The 12,674-nt window shown below is 69.4% G+C and carries 16 protein-coding genes and 1 pseudogene; 6 read left to right on the top strand and 11 right to left on the bottom strand.

The features are described 5' to 3' along the window. Window positions 1-166: 166 nt before the first annotated feature. Together ACFWBW_RS16305 and ACFWBW_RS16300 are read right to left on the bottom strand one after the other, a co-directional pair. Entirely contained in the window at window positions 167-724 is a 558-nt protein-coding gene (locus tag ACFWBW_RS16305; protein ID WP_385372914.1) for a hypothetical protein, read from the bottom strand. Window positions 725-923: 199 nt separating this feature from the next. Next, window positions 924-1,274, bottom strand: coding sequence for a MerR family transcriptional regulator (locus ACFWBW_RS16300; RefSeq protein WP_385372912.1), 351 nt, complete (start codon window positions 1,272-1,274; stop codon window positions 924-926). A gap of 1,108 nt (window positions 1,275-2,382) precedes the next feature. Here ACFWBW_RS16300 and ACFWBW_RS16295 point away from each other — a divergent pair. Beyond that, window positions 2,383-2,775, top strand: a complete 393-nt coding sequence (locus ACFWBW_RS16295; RefSeq protein ID WP_385372910.1) for an ATP-binding protein — start codon at window positions 2,383-2,385, stop codon at window positions 2,773-2,775. Window positions 2,776-2,835: 60 nt separating this feature from the next. On the opposite strand, the gene ACFWBW_RS16290 is transcribed toward ACFWBW_RS16295, so the two are convergent. The 3 genes from ACFWBW_RS16290 to ACFWBW_RS16280 form a co-directional block, all read right to left on the bottom strand. After that, on the bottom strand, window positions 2,836-3,276 hold the full coding sequence (locus tag ACFWBW_RS16290; RefSeq protein WP_385372908.1) for a hypothetical protein: 441 nt from the start codon (window positions 3,274-3,276) through the stop codon (window positions 2,836-2,838). 141 nt (window positions 3,277-3,417) lie between these two features. Beyond that, on the bottom strand, window positions 3,418-4,092 hold the full coding sequence (locus tag ACFWBW_RS16285) for a DUF1206 domain-containing protein (RefSeq protein WP_385372906.1): 675 nt from the start codon (window positions 4,090-4,092) through the stop codon (window positions 3,418-3,420). A 15-nt stretch (window positions 4,093-4,107) separates the two neighbouring features. After that, window positions 4,108-4,380, bottom strand: a complete 273-nt coding sequence (locus tag ACFWBW_RS16280; RefSeq protein WP_385372904.1) for a DUF1206 domain-containing protein — start codon at window positions 4,378-4,380, stop codon at window positions 4,108-4,110. 448 nt (window positions 4,381-4,828) lie between these two features. Here ACFWBW_RS16280 and ACFWBW_RS16275 point away from each other — a divergent pair, with 448 nt between their 5' ends. Next, entirely contained in the window at window positions 4,829-5,023 is a 195-nt protein-coding gene (locus ACFWBW_RS16275) for an isoamylase early set domain-containing protein (RefSeq protein ID WP_385372902.1), read from the top strand. Window positions 5,024-5,067: 44 nt separating this feature from the next. Continuing rightward, window positions 5,068-5,415 (top strand): PRC-barrel domain-containing protein, encoded by a 348-nt coding sequence (locus tag ACFWBW_RS16270; RefSeq protein ID WP_385372900.1) that lies wholly within the window; start codon window positions 5,068-5,070, stop codon window positions 5,413-5,415. Window positions 5,416-5,926: 511 nt separating this feature from the next. Here the strand turns inward: ACFWBW_RS16270 and ACFWBW_RS16265 are convergent. The 3 genes from ACFWBW_RS16265 to ACFWBW_RS16255 all read right to left on the bottom strand — a co-directional run bounded on the left by ACFWBW_RS16265 (window position 5,927) and on the right by ACFWBW_RS16255 (window position 7,366). Next, entirely contained in the window at window positions 5,927-6,376 is a 450-nt protein-coding gene (locus ACFWBW_RS16265) for a DUF2267 domain-containing protein (RefSeq protein WP_385372898.1), read from the bottom strand. 49 nt (window positions 6,377-6,425) lie between these two features. After that, on the bottom strand, window positions 6,426-6,821 hold the full coding sequence (locus ACFWBW_RS16260) for a DUF2267 domain-containing protein (RefSeq protein ID WP_385372896.1): 396 nt from the start codon (window positions 6,819-6,821) through the stop codon (window positions 6,426-6,428). A 110-nt stretch (window positions 6,822-6,931) separates the two neighbouring features. Next, window positions 6,932-7,366 carry an Hsp20/alpha crystallin family protein gene (locus tag ACFWBW_RS16255; RefSeq protein WP_385372894.1) on the bottom strand — a complete coding sequence of 145 codons (435 nt, stop codon included), beginning with the start codon at window positions 7,364-7,366 and terminating at the stop codon, window positions 6,932-6,934. A gap of 130 nt (window positions 7,367-7,496) precedes the next feature. Between ACFWBW_RS16255 and ACFWBW_RS16250 the strand changes: the two genes are divergently transcribed. The 3 genes from ACFWBW_RS16250 to ACFWBW_RS16240 all read left to right on the top strand — a co-directional run bounded on the left by ACFWBW_RS16250 (window position 7,497) and on the right by ACFWBW_RS16240 (window position 9,224). Next, complete coding sequence (locus ACFWBW_RS16250) at window positions 7,497-8,165, top strand: HSP18 transcriptional regulator (protein ID WP_385372892.1); 669 nt, start codon at window positions 7,497-7,499, stop codon at window positions 8,163-8,165. Between the two features lie 78 nt (window positions 8,166-8,243). Continuing rightward, window positions 8,244-8,642 carry an STAS domain-containing protein gene (locus ACFWBW_RS16245; protein WP_385372890.1) on the top strand — a complete coding sequence of 133 codons (399 nt, stop codon included), beginning with the start codon at window positions 8,244-8,246 and terminating at the stop codon, window positions 8,640-8,642. A 144-nt stretch (window positions 8,643-8,786) separates the two neighbouring features. Continuing rightward, window positions 8,787-9,224, top strand: coding sequence for a hypothetical protein (locus ACFWBW_RS16240; protein WP_385372888.1), 438 nt, complete (start codon window positions 8,787-8,789; stop codon window positions 9,222-9,224). A 796-nt stretch (window positions 9,225-10,020) separates the two neighbouring features. Here ACFWBW_RS16240 and ACFWBW_RS16235 read toward each other — a convergent pair. The 3 genes and pseudogenes from ACFWBW_RS16235 to ACFWBW_RS16225 all read right to left on the bottom strand — a co-directional run. Beyond that, entirely contained in the window at window positions 10,021-10,296 is a 276-nt protein-coding gene (locus tag ACFWBW_RS16235) for an isoamylase early set domain-containing protein (RefSeq protein ID WP_385372886.1), read from the bottom strand. A 1,679-nt stretch (window positions 10,297-11,975) separates the two neighbouring features. Further along, a pseudogene (locus tag ACFWBW_RS16230) lies at window positions 11,976-12,392 on the bottom strand (anhydro-N-acetylmuramic acid kinase); the annotation flags it as partial. Window positions 12,393-12,475: 83 nt separating this feature from the next. Continuing rightward, the coding region (locus ACFWBW_RS16225; protein WP_385372884.1) for a restriction endonuclease at window positions 12,476-12,674 on the bottom strand (199 nt) is incomplete at its 5' end.

Here is a 12,674-nt window from a genome sequence, read left to right as displayed (position 1 = left end):
CGCCGGAAGTATCCGACCTGGCCCTCAACCCCGTCCTTCTCGTGGGCGCCCTCGATTCCGGGCCGGCAGTAGAACGCATCAACACCCCAGTGCGACCGGAACTGGGTCCAGCGTTCGGCCTCCACCCGCATCCGCCCCAGCCCGATCACCCGCGAGACCGCCGCCTTCAGGTTTCGTAACGAACCCTGCCGCGAGGGACGCCTCCCAGGGTCTTCAGTGCATGGACGTGGCCTTCGATGAACGCCTCCTGGCCGCACGAGGCGAAGACCCGGTGGACCGCCTTGCCCGAGTACGACAGGCGGAAGGAGAACAGATAGCACCGGGTAGGAACCCCTGCCAGCACGACGTGCACGTCCCCGAAGTCCACCTCGGCCTCCGCGCCCGGGATGTGTGACTGCCGGATGAACGCCGACTCCTGGCCCCGGCCGGCCAGCAGCAGGATCTGCTTGCGACGGCCAGCGACGTAGGAACGGACCATCTGGTACGAGATCTCGTAAGCCCCGTGCTCGTCGACCAGCCGATCGAAGATCCGTTTCGCGGTGTGCTTATGCTTCGGCGGCGCGTCCAGATCCGCCTGCAAGAATCCGTCGATGATCCGCTTGTAGGGATCCAGGCGGGTCGTCCGAGGGCGGTGCTTCTTACGCGGCTGCGCTTGTTTCCGGTGACGAGCCGGTAGAGAGCCAGAAGGATGATCGAGCCGGCGATAGCGGCGCTCAAGCCGCACCCCCAGACCACCCTCGATCGAGAGCCCTGACCCAGCGCGGCGCCGGCACGGCGCAACGGTGCACGATCAGGCAGCGGTGAACGGGCCGCGTCCCGGACTGCCACGTACGCGGACGTCGCCCCTGCTGGAGCAGTGGCTGAATGGTCTTCGCCGACACCGGTGTGCGGGACCCACAGGGTCCCGGGCGGGCGCGACCGTCTCAGCCAGAGGGCGGGGAGCTCGCCGACTCGGCCGCGCGGCGGTACTCAGTGTTGATTCGCTGTGCCTCTTCGAGCTGGTCTTCCAGGATCACGATCCGGCATGCGGATTCGATCGGGGTGCCCTGGTCCACAAGCTCCCGCGCACGGGCGGCTACACGCAGCTGGTAGCGGGAGTAGCGACGGTGTCCGCCGGCCGAGCGCAGCGGGGTGATGAAGCGGGCTTCGCCGAGGGCGCGGAGGAAGCCCTGGGTGGTGCCGAGCATATCGGCGGCCCGGCCCATGGTGTAGGCGGGGAAGTCGTCGTCGTCCAGGTGGCCACCGAGGGGACCGGTCGGAGTGTCCGCTGTCATCGAACCTCTCTGTGAAACGCGTGGAGGGGCCCTGGCGCCTATAAGCGCCAGGGCCCCGAAGGAACTGCTACACCATCTGCCGGCCCTGATCATGCGCCGGCCTTCTGTGTCCGCGTGCCCGACCGCAATGCTGTCGGGGCTGCGGGGATCGCGGTTGCTTGACCGGAGACCACCTCGCTATCGATGTCCTGCGGTACCCGGACTCAACTGTCCGTCCGGGCGATCCTGATGGTGCTCGGCTCCTCCGCTCTTCCCTCTGGGAACTTCACTGCCGGGTACTGCTCTCACTGCGGTACTGCACCTACGGGTCCTGCTGGTGACGCGAATTGCTCGGCGGCCTGTCGTAGCGCCGCTCTCCGGCAGCCAGCCCCGTCGCCCGTCGTGCGTCTGCTCTGGCTTGGAACCCCGCTGCCGAACTTCCCGATGCGCGCGCCCGCAGCCGACGCCTTCACCGAGGTACCGCTCCTGTTGCTTCACTGCTGGGTACTGCCGATACTGCGAACTGCACTGCGGGTACTTCTCTTACCGCTGTACTGCATACCGCTTTGCACTGCTCGTGGCCTGTCCGAGCGCCACGTTCCGGCAGCCAGCCCCGTCGCCCATCCTGCGTTCACTCTGGCTTAGAACCCCACTGCCGAACCTCCCGGTGCACACGCCCACACTTCAGCGCGCTTACCGAGGTACTGCTCAATAACTGCACTGCGGGGTACTGCGAACTGCTGGCACTGCCACTGCGTTAACTGCGGTACTGCTCTCGGCGGCCCCTGATCACTGCGGGCCACCCGGTCCGATAGCCAATCCCGTCGCCGTCCTGCAACAACCCTGGCTTCGACACTCCGCCACCGCACCGTCCTGCGCACTGCAACTACGGGTACTGCGTACTGCGTGGACTGCTGCCCGGCAGTTCGTCTCTGCCAGGCCCTGCTGTCTCTCTGGGCTACGAGAGAAACCATAACCACGCCGCAGCCCAATGTCTACTCCGGTCAACATAGATTTTTGAGTGCCCGTCACTGAGGTAATCGAGTGTCGTTAGGTTCGACAACTGCTGGCACGGGCACAACGTCCGGGCAGGCACGGCCCGACACCAAAGACGGACCCGGAGCGCGCGATGACCACTATGAGCCCCGACCGCACAGCCCTGAGCTCCCTGAACGCCGTCGCTGGAGCACGCCAGACCGCGCGGGCGTTCCTGGAGTCCCTCGGGCACCCGGCGATCGATCCGGAGTGCGCCGACAGTGTGGTCCTGGTCGTCTCCGAGCTGGTGACCAACGCCCTGCGTCACGGGGGCGGCGCCTGCACCCTGCGTCTGACCGCCCACCCCGGGAGCATCGAGGTCGCCGTCGACGATCCCAGCGCCGAAGCACCGCGCATGCGTATCCCCGACCTGGCGGAGGGGACCGGTGGGTTCGGCTGGCACATGGTCAACGGCCTCGCCCTCGCGACCGTCATCACACCCAGGCCCGAAGGCGGCAAGACCGTACGCGCCCTCCTCCCCCGCTAGGCCAGCGGGGCGCCGGCGCTCGAAGGGTCACGTCTCGCCAACGGCAGGGTGCTCCGGCTGCTAGCGGGGATCGCTGTGCCCGCCGAGCCACTTGGCGCGTCGGTGACCCGCGGCCGGAGCGGCCGTGGTGGCGGGGTGGTCGTCGCCGAGGGCCTGGGCGGTTTGCGCGCGGGCGGCGTCGCGCTGCTCGATGAGGTCCTCGCGCTCGCGGTCCATGATCGCGCTCTCCCGCCTCGAGGTGAGGGAAGCCTCGTGGCGAGCCAGGCGGTTGCGGCGAGAAGCCCGGCGGGCAGCCGCCAGGATGAGGGCCAGGCCCAGGACGGCAGCGGCGCCGACGGCGATGCCGTAGAGGAACAGAGCACCGGTCGAGCTGGTCACGTGGTAGCCGAAGACAGAGAAATCGTTGGTGAGCTCGTGAGCACTACCAAGATTCGCCATCACCCCGGCCACCGCGAAGATCAGCGCCGCGATCAGAAGGATGAGACCGAGGATGAGGATCATGGAGCACTCCCTGCTCCGCACTGCCTCGTGCGAATGAGCGTCGGCCAGCGGAAGCCCGCCGATCCACACCTCGTCTACCCGAAGGCGGAAGGGCCAAGCGATCCCGGCATGGAGTAACCAACGGCCCGCTGCACCTGCAGCTCAGTTCCCGGGGCCAGGGGCCGGCACCCTCCTCTCGCAGAGCACGGGCAGGTGCGAGGACATGAGGGTCAGCCGGCAGGGTGGCTGGCTGGCTGCTCCGTCGACGCGTCGTGTTCGGGAGCCTTGCGCCAGCGGGCTTCGCAGAAGGAGTAGAAGGCCGACCAGCAGAAGGCCCACGGCAGCGGCGATCAGCAGCACGGGCCCCGCGGGCGTGGCGGCAAACGAGCGCAGCGCCTCGTCCAGGCCTTTGGCCTGGCTGGGGTCGAACCGGATTGCGGCGAGCAGGACGAACAGGCCGCTCACCACGGCGACGATCCCGCAGGCCATGCCGCCGATGATGCCCAGGGCGGCGACGATGCACCGCGTCGGCCCGCTCATCGCGTCCGTGCGGAGGTCCACCTCGAACCTTCGCATCAGGCTGCGCACGACGATGACCACGCCCACGACGGCCAGGACGGCCCCGAAGACGCCGACGATCAACCGGCCCAGGGGCCAGTCCAGGACCCTCGCGGTGTATTCCTTCGACGTCTCGTCACCGCCGCGGGTCCCTCCGGACCCGCCGACCAGCGCGGTCTGCACCACGCCGACACAGATGACGGCGTAGAAGACGGCCAGTCCCAGGGAGCCCAGGCGCCTGGTCCATGTGTCACCGCCCGCCGTCGCCTGCCCGAACACGGCCTCGGACAGGCGTCACAGTGCCATCGCCGCCAAACCCACAACCAGCGCCCACAGCAGCACCCGGCCGAATGGCTGCTCGCCGATGGCCCACACCGCGCCGGACCGGTCGGCCTCCTTGCCACCGCTGTCACCGCCGAAGCCGACCCGGACGGCCAAGAGCCCGACCAGAACGTAGATCACTCCCCGGACACAGAGTCCGACCCGGGCCGCGACTTCCATTCCGCGGCTGTCGGCCACACGCTGTCCCTGGGTCCTGGCCTGGGCGGCACCTTTGCCGGTTTCCATACCTGGTACCTCTCCGAGCCCTGCAGGGTGCGCGCTGCGCCAGCGGCTTGAGCCCCGCTCTGCCGGCCAGCGGTAGGTGCTGCGGCCATTGCGTTCCCCGCGATTCGGGGCGGATGACGTCGATCCGCATCGCAGTGACGGCTCTCTGCCCCAATTTTCCCACCGCCGGGCCTCAAGGCCACCGCCTCTCGGCTGACAGCCGCGCCCGCCCAGGTCCGGTACCCCCGCCCCTGGGTCGGGGGCCGTCGAGCCGCGGGAATGTGCGGCCGAGCGGGGGACAGCTGGAGCGGGTGGCCTAGCCACCCGCTACCAACGCCGACCCAGCGGGCAGGGATGGCCCAGCCATTTCCCCCGTAGGCGAGGAACTGACCGTCGATGTTGGAGCGCACCCGGAGTAAGAAGCGGACCGAGATCACGTTCGTCCTGCCCGCCGGCCGGCGAGGTCGGCGTGGTCGGCGACTTCAACGACTGGCAGCCCGGCACCCACCCGCTGGCCGAGCGCACCGACGGCAGCCGCGCGGTCACGGTCACGTTCCCGGCGAACCAGCACCACAGGTTCCGCTACCTCGCCGACGGCGGCCGCTGGCTCGACGAAGAGGAAGCGGACGGCCACGACGGCCGCAACAGCCTCCTGCATACCTGACCCCACCACCCAACAACGGGCACAGACCCAGAAGGAGAACTCCAATGACCGACATGTGGAGCTACAACCCCGAGTCGCACTACACGCCCGGCACCAGCCTGGTCGGCTTCAAGGTGGAAGCCACCGACGGACACATCGGCAAAGTCGACGAGGACACCGACGAGGTCGGCGCCTCCTACATCGTCGTCGACACCGGCCCCTGGATCTTCGGCAAGGAAGTCCTCATCCCCGCCGGCACCGTCGTACGCGTCGACATGACGGAGAAGACGGTCCAGGTCAGCCTCACCAAGGACCAGATCAAGGACTCCCCCGAATACGACAAGGAAAAGCACCGCGGCGACGCCGCCTACCGCAACCAGCTCGGCCAGTACTACGGACGCGACCACAGCTGACCCCGCACTCCTCGGCCACGGCGCGCGCCAAGTCGAGTACCAGCGCCGGGTATGACGACGGCCCTGCCGCCGGGTGAGGTGGCAGGGCCGCCACACGGCTACCGGCCCCGGGGGGGGGGGTGAGCCGGCTGGCACGCGCTCCGCTTTCAACGCCCGCCGCGGCCGCACGTCACGCAGGTCGGGCCATCGGACAGCGGGCAAGGGCCGCAACGGGCCGGGCAAGGACCGCGAGGAGGAGCATCCGCAGAAGCCCGGCCAGGACGGCCCGGTGTCCCCCGAGCCCGGTACCCCGCCCCTCGGCGGCCAGCGTCCTAAGGAACTGGAGCAGCGCCTCGAGGAAGACCTGCTCCGCGACGAGCGCGACGACGACTTCCAAGCACCCCACGCACGCAGAGCCCGGCCGGGCCCGTAGCCACGGGGCCGGGCTCTGTCACGCCTCCAGGCGCGGATCGTTCCCCAGCAACCTCCCGCCTGCTTACGACTCTCCCGCCGGCTCCACACCGGAGGGTGGTCAGGCAGTTGCCGGCTGGGGCCGGAGCAGTTGCGGCTGGCCGAAGAGCAGGGCGTAGCCGTCGGGGAGCCGGCGCAGGATGCGAGCGAGGAGGTCGGGGCCGGCGAGGGCGGAGACGGGAGCGAGGACGGCTCCGGTGTCCCAGCGGGTGGTGGCCGGGGTGGCGCCGGTGCGGGCAGCCAGGTCCTTGATGAACCCCCACCCGGTGAGCTGCTGGATGTCGGGGATCTGGGCGGTCAGGGTGAGTGCGGCTTCGACGGGCAGGCGGCGGGCGAGGTCCACGCGCTCGTCGCCGGTGATCTGCCGTCCGAGGGCGCCGAGAACGGTCCGGACGGCTTCTTCCGCGCGTTCGCGGGTGGGGTAGGCGCCCTCGTAGCGGACGCGTTCGAGGAGCTGGTCGTACGTCATGGCCGCCGCGATGGAGCGTTCCGGTCGGGTCTGGTCGTACATGACGGGGCGCTGGCCTTTCTCGGTCAAGTGAGGGGGCGGGGCTGTTCCGTTAGGTGGGCTGGGGGTGGCCGAAGAGGAGGTCGTAGCCGGGCGGGAGCTGGAGCAGGACTTCGCGGATGAGGACGTCTCCTGCGGCGGCGGCCGCGGTGGACAGGACGGCGCCGATGTCCCACAGGGCCGTCTTCTCGGTGGCGCCCTCGATCCAGGCCGCGGTCGCCCGTACGAACCGTTCGGGTGAGAGGGGTTCGGCGGCCTGGAGGGGGTTGAGGAGGATCAGGGCGTAGGTCTCCGGGAGCCGGGCCGCGAGCTCGGCCCGAACGGTGCCCACCAGGTGGGCGCCCAGCAGAGCCAGGACGACGCGGGCCACGCGGTCCGCCTCCTCCGTGGTTTCGTACTCGCCGCGTTCCTGGACGTGGGCCAGGAACGACTCCCTGCGCATCGACATCACGGCACCTCCGAGAAGGGGTGAAGGGGCGAAAGGGGGTGCGGAGGGCGGGGTGCCGGAGGGGAATCGGCGCTCCCCCGCCCTCCACTGGCCGGCTGGTGCGGGAGGGTTCAGCCGGAGATCTGCTTGCGGCCGGACTCGCCGCCAATGCTGATCTTGCGGGGCTTGGCGCGCTCGGCGATCGGGATCCGCAGGGTCAGGACACCCGCGTCGTAGTCGGCTTCGATGCGCTCGGTGTCCAGGGTGTCGGCCAGCATGATCTGGCGGGAGAAAACGCCCAGGGGCCGCTCGGAGAGCTCCATCTGTACGCCGTCGGACTTGCCCGTGGGCCGGCGCTCGGCCTTCACGGTCAGCATGTTCCGCTCGACGTCGATGTCGATCGCCTCCGGGTTCACACCGGGGAGGTCGAAGGCGATCACGTACTCGTCGCCCTGCCGGTAGGCGTCCATCGGCATCACGGACGGCTTCGACCACGTACCCGACGTGCCAGACAGCTGCTGGACGATCCGGTCCATCTCGCGGAACGGGTCAGTGCGCATCAACATCGCGAAACACCTCCAGTTGGTTCAGGCAGAAACTGCCAATGCGCTTCAACGTGCATCCGTTGTAACATGTCATCGAAACGATGACAAGTAGGATGTCACCTGAAGGGTGACGAGGCCGTGGAGAGTGCCCATGAACGAGTACGCCGAGTCACTCCCAGCGATCCCCTTTGTTGCCGCCGCGGCGGCGCTGGAAGCCATCAACCAGGCCGTAAGAGACGCCCAGCAACCCTCGTCGGCAACGTCGGCAGCCAGGAAGGAGCCCGCTCAAGCACCCGGTCCGGATCCTGCGCTGGCCGCGCTGGTCATGCTGCGCGAGATCCGCGAGGAGCTGGCCAGCTGGGAAAGCGGACTGATCGAAACCGCCCGCGAACACGGGGCGAGCTGGGCCGACCTCGCAGGCCCCCTCGGAGTCGCCAGCCGCCAGGCCGCCGAGCGCCGCTACCTGCGCCTGCGCCCCGGCACCGCCGGAAGCACCGGCGACCAGCGCGTCCAGGCCACCCGTACCACCCGCGCCGCCGAACGGACCGTCACCGCCTGGGCCCGCGACAACGCCGCCGACTTGCGCCGCCTGGCTGGCCAGGTCACCTCGCTCACCGGCCTGCCCGCCGGCGCCGAGGGCGCCGTGGGAGACCTGAATCAGGCCCTCGCACACGACGACGCCGCCCGCCTCGTCCGCCCACTCGCCGACACCCGGCCCCACCTGCGTTCCCAGGACGCCGACCTCGCCGAACGCATCGACGCTCTGACCCGGCACACCGACCAGCTCCGCCAGGACACCCACGACCAGCGCCACACCTGACCCACTCCCCCGGCCGGCGACCGTCCGTCGAGCCCGGGAGCCGAGGGCGCACCCACAGAGCCAAGGAGGGACCCAGCCATGGCCGAACACCTTCTCCGCGAATCCGGCGGCAACGACATGGCCATCGAAGTCCTGGACCACACCGTCGCCGTACGGCCCACTGGAGAGATCGACATCGATACGGCGCCCTCCCTGCACTCCGCCCTCACCCAAGCTCTCCGCCACGCCTCACCGGCCAAGGACCTCGTGATCGACTGCAGTGGCGTCACGTTCTGCGACTCCTCCGGACTCAACACGCTTCTCGCGGTACGGCGCGCAGCACAGGAGACCAGCACCGTCATCCGCCTGGCAGCCCCTAACACCCAGCTGCAGCGCATCTTGGAAATCACCGGCACCCTCTGCCTGTTCCCCGTCGACCAGGACCCGCCGGCCGCCGGCGGCCCCCTCGGGCTATGCCCGGACGGGCTCCCGCAGTAGGCCGACCGGTGGTGTGTGGGGCCGGCAGGTCGCCCGTCCGGGCCAAACCCCTGGCCGGGACGGTCCGCGCGACTCCGCACCGGGTACACGCCGTCAGGGTGGCCGTCCGCGCCGCCCGCAACAGCGGAGCCCAGGAGGCACTTGGTGGACGGAATCGTGCTGCTCAAGGAAGACCACAAGACGGCGGAAAAGCTGTTCAAGCAGTTCGAGAAGGCCGGCGACAACGCACACGCGGAAAAGCGGAAGATCGCCGACAAGGTGATCGACGAACTCACCACGCACACCTGGATCGAGGAGAGGCGGCGAGTCCACCGAGGCTCGACCGGAGTTCTGACGGCAACTCAGAGTCTTTTTGCCAGGGGGCGTTTGTCCGACCGGAAGCGGGTCAGACGCATAGACAGCGGAGCACGCAGCCCGGACTGCAGCGAGGCTTCGTCGGCAGGAGCCGTACGGGAGAACGATGCTCACGCGGCCCCGGCCACCGGCACCACGACTGCCGCCCGGGATCCGCGCGGCACCGGGAAGCCCCACGCCCCGACCGCCTCCCCCGGCCGCGGAATGGCTACCCGACAGCCCCCGTAGACGGCGCTCAGACCACCGTCCCCGGGCCTCGGACCCGGCGGCAGCCGCCCTCCCCACGCAGGGCGCGGAGCCAGTGCCCTTCCCCGGCAAAGCCGGCGGGACGCAACGGCATCACGGAGCGACCAGCGCAGCAGCTCGGTGGGCCCGCCGCAGCGAATACGACGTCACCCAGGGCCCCAGGTCGAGCAAGTCGACCCATCGGCGGAGGGGCACGGTAGGCACTCACCCCGCGAAAAGAGCCCCCTGCCGGACCTCCGGCAAGCCGGCGCCGCAGCGCTCCGTCCGCGCTCCCCGCGCCAGGAGGCCCTGGCGATGTCGCCGTAGCCGTGCTGGGCGCGGCCCGGAAGCGACGAACCTCTCGGTCCGGCCATGCGGACACCGCACAGTACTACTGGCCCCCGGAAGCGTTCTCTGCAATCTGGAGAGCCTGATTGGCGAGGGTGAGGGCCTCTTGGTCGTGACCTGCCGTCTTCGCCGTCTGGGCCTGACTGAGGGCAACGCGTAGCAGCTCGACGGTGTGCTCCGGCAGAGCATTCATGCTACGGCGCCTTCGAGTTTCCGGATGCTGTCGGCGGCCAGGTCATCGGACGTTAGGGCATCTCCTCTGTTACGGACTGCGTCGCCCTGCGCGCGTTCCAAAGTCGGTAGACCCAAGCCGGGTCCGGTCCGGAGGCCGGATGGCTTGTGGAATCGCCATGCGTTCGCGGGCTGTGGATCATCGAGCTTGCGGTAGGGCCACGGTGAGCGCACCGCGATCGCCACGCATTTCACCTGACCGAAAGAGGCAGTGCCGAGATCAGGTGTGAAGGCGGCTGTTGGAACCGTCCCGGTCGCCGGCCGTGTCGTCGTTGAACCAGTAGTCCCCGGCGGCCAGATATCGAAAGGAGTGAACGCTCTTGCTCGGCAGCGCCACCGTGACCGCCCGCTTTCCGTCCTTGCGGGTTTTGAGGGTGTGGACACCCGGCTGCCAGCCGTTGAAGTCACCCACCACGCTGACCGGGCCCGGTGGAGTGTCCGCGGGAAGGATGAAGGTGACCTCGGTACGGTCCTTCTTCAGCATGCGCTCCAGCATGAGCGGTACTCCTGACCATCGCAGCGGGTGTGGCAGAGGCGCCCATCGTCGGCTCTGGACAGGCCGGGCCGCACGGCGACGCCCGGTCCCTTCCCGAACGTCACCCGGTCAGCACAGAAAACGACAGATGCGCTGCGATGAGTCACCGTCCGTGTCTGCGTGGTTGAAGAGGATCTTCATGCACGCGTCACCGAGGGAGTCGCTGTCATGGACGGTAACAGGACAAGGGCCGGCAACCGGGCAGGATCGTGAGCGAGAGGATCTGGAGGCCACTGGAGGCTGTTGATGCGCCTGACACTGACGCGCCGGGCCCTTCACTAAAGGAGACCCGGCCGCCTTATGGTGGTCGTGTCAGGGTGTGAGGACAGGAGGCACCTCATGGTGATACGCCAGCGCCTTCACGTCGATCAGGACGGCCACTCGATCACCGTCTGGTGCAGCCGCCCTGGGCGGCCAGTCGAGCTGCTCGTCGACGGCAAAGTGATCGCCGCAGATCGCGAGCGGCGGTCCGGTCTGACCCCGCTGCAGGGCGTCGTGGCAGGCAACCCTCCCAAGACGTTCACGGTGTACCTCAGCCGGCCCGCGGGCCCCGATGGCGAGTCGTTGTGCACCCTGGATATCGACGGCATGCGCTACCTCATGCCCGAGGTCCCCCTGTCCCGCCGTCCTGCCGCAACAGGGCTGCACCCGCCGCCGGCCACCACTCCCGCGCAGCTCCTGGCTCGGCTCCTGGAACGCCGACGCCACGCTAGCGGCGGACAGCACTTACGGCGCCCAGCTGCGCCAAAAACGCGCCTACCCGTACCCCGTGACCGCGGCAGGCGACTCCTGGTCATCGACAGGACCCCGATACTTCACGGCTCAAACAGCCTGCTCCATTTCTGACGGATCCCGTCTACAAGGGCTGTGCAGAGCCGCCGGCGCGGCCGCGAGCCCCGTGGAAGAGAGGCTGCCAGGGGCGTACCGGTGGATGGGACGTCGTGTCGACATCGAGTCCCGAGACGTTCGGCGCTCCCTGCTGGGGCAGTCGCCAACAAGGCGCGACGGGCTTCTTTCCCGGCTCGACCAGCACAGCCTGAGCAGTGGGCATCGACGCCACCTACGAAACACGGCCGTTCGCGCTGCCCAGACCACCCAGACAAGCACTGATCAGGTGCTCAGCCTCTTCCGACAGCCACGCCCGCCGGGACGGCTCCCGGGCTCCTTCGAGTTCCATCCTCAGCGCCAGCTCGGCGCCGGGCTCAAGTGGCGCCCCGTCCCACACCTTGCAGGCCGCCTTCAGCTTCTGACCGCACCCCCGTGACACCCGGGCGCCTCGATACTGCATTCACATCAACGTCGGCCCTTTTCGGACTCGTCGTCCTCGGGCCGCAGACCGAGCATGTCGAGCAGCGTATCGAGGTCTGCGGCGCCCAGGGCCCTCGAAGCGACAGCCCGACGGGCGGCAGCCCGGTCCAGGCCGGCCGCACGGGACAGAACCTGTTTCCCCCCGATCGAGCGACCCGGGGGCCACAAACTGTTCAAGCGGTGGAAGGCAGGGACGGACTTTCCGCTTCCTCGGTACGGAGCCGGTGCCTCTCGCGCGCGGTGAGACCGCCCCAGATCCCGAGCGGCTCGCCGAACAGCCCGCCGGAGTGTGCTCCGGGTGCGCGCGATCTCGCACGGGGACCGTGCCCTGCTCACCGGGATGTGCGCGGGGCGCGGACGACCAGGCGGCCGGGCGCCGTCGCCAGCGGCGCGGGCAGGCTCCGGCCCGCCGCGCCGGGTGTGATCGAGCCGAGGACGCTCGGGTGCCGGGCGCCGGTGCACGAGGGGAGGCTCGCGGGCAAACCGTGCGCGGTGAGCCAGCCCAGGACAGCGAAGGCGTACGCCTCCTTCGTGCCGGACGGCAGTCCGAGCTCGTCCGACGTCCGCAGCGCCGCGCCCGCGTCACCCCCGCCCAATTCCTCCCGCAGCCACCGCATCAGCACCGGGTTGCGGGTGCCGCCGCCCGACGCGATCACCTCCGTCGGCCCGAAGGGCCGGACGGCGTCGGCGACGGTCCGTGCCGCAGCTAGGTCCACGCAGTGCCAGCGGCGACGGTCAGGAACCGGCCCGAATGTGAGCGCGCGGGCGCTGCCCCCTCAAGGATCCGCCCCTGCAGAATCGGGCAGGTCAGAAGACGAGAGAGGCCGACTCGTCAGGCGGTGGGCACCCTGGCGGCGGCATCGCAGCTGTCCGATTCCCAGGGTGGGGCCACGGCCGAGTCGGTCCAGGCGGCCAGGGCTTCGCCGTCGACGCAGACAATGCCGCAAGCGGCGGCGTACTCAAGGGCGGGGGTGGTGTAGGAGCTCGTGGTGACGACGATCGCCACGTCGGCGCCGTGAACGGCGAAGCAG

It is taken from the genome of Streptomyces sp. NPDC059957 (assembly GCF_042730015.1).
GTDB lineage: Bacteria > Actinomycetota > Actinomycetes > Streptomycetales > Streptomycetaceae > Streptomyces.
This window is presented reverse-complemented; position numbering and strand designations above follow the sequence as displayed.

Coding starts and splice junctions, on each gene's coding strand:
- ACFWBW_RS16280 (WP_385372904.1), bottom strand. CDS start 4,380: ATGGAAACCGGCAAAGGTGCCGCCCAGGCCAGGACCCAGGGACAGCGT.
- ACFWBW_RS16300 (WP_385372912.1), bottom strand. CDS start 1,274: ATGACAGCGGACACTCCGACCGGTCCCCTCGGTGGCCACCTGGACGAC.
- ACFWBW_RS16235 (WP_385372886.1), bottom strand. CDS start 10,296: ATGCTGGAGCGCATGCTGAAGAAGGACCGTACCGAGGTCACCTTCATC.
- ACFWBW_RS16250 (WP_385372892.1), top strand. CDS start 7,497: ATGAACGAGTACGCCGAGTCACTCCCAGCGATCCCCTTTGTTGCCGCC.
- ACFWBW_RS16255 (WP_385372894.1), bottom strand. CDS start 7,366: ATGTTGATGCGCACTGACCCGTTCCGCGAGATGGACCGGATCGTCCAG.
- ACFWBW_RS16295 (WP_385372910.1), top strand. CDS start 2,383: ATGACCACTATGAGCCCCGACCGCACAGCCCTGAGCTCCCTGAACGCC.
- ACFWBW_RS16265 (WP_385372898.1), bottom strand. CDS start 6,376: ATGTACGACCAGACCCGACCGGAACGCTCCATCGCGGCGGCCATGACG.
- ACFWBW_RS16270 (WP_385372900.1), top strand. CDS start 5,068: ATGACCGACATGTGGAGCTACAACCCCGAGTCGCACTACACGCCCGGC.
- ACFWBW_RS16245 (WP_385372890.1), top strand. CDS start 8,244: ATGGCCGAACACCTTCTCCGCGAATCCGGCGGCAACGACATGGCCATC.
- ACFWBW_RS16290 (WP_385372908.1), bottom strand. CDS start 3,276: ATGATCCTCATCCTCGGTCTCATCCTTCTGATCGCGGCGCTGATCTTC.
- ACFWBW_RS16260 (WP_385372896.1), bottom strand. CDS start 6,821: ATGTCGATGCGCAGGGAGTCGTTCCTGGCCCACGTCCAGGAACGCGGC.